1 pseudogene is annotated in these 228 nt (G+C 62.3%); it reads left to right on the top strand.

Going from position 1 to position 228, the window contains the following annotated elements:
• A pseudogene (locus KVS71_RS19875) lies at window positions 1–228 on the top strand (sugar ABC transporter permease); the annotation flags it as partial.

The following is a 228-nucleotide window of genomic DNA, read 5'->3' as shown; positions in this document are numbered from 1 at the left end:
CGCAGCTGCGTCCGATCATCGTCAGCCTCGTGCTGCTCGACCTCATCTGGACCTCGCAGCAGTTCGCCCTCATCTGGCTGACCACGGGCGGCGGTCCGATCGACGTCACCGAGATGCTCAGCACCTTCACCTACAAGCTCGCATTCGCCAAGTACGACTTCTCCATGGCATCCACCTCGGCGGTGCTGGTGCTGGCGATGTCGATGATCATCGCGGTGCTCTACGTCC

Origin of the sequence: Microbacterium sp. GbtcB4 (assembly GCF_019091465.1) — a bacterium.
Taxonomy (GTDB): domain Bacteria; phylum Actinomycetota; class Actinomycetes; order Actinomycetales; family Microbacteriaceae; genus Microbacterium; species Microbacterium paraoxydans.
The sequence above is the reverse complement of the archived record's forward strand: the minus strand, read 5'-3'. Positions and strand labels throughout refer to the sequence as shown.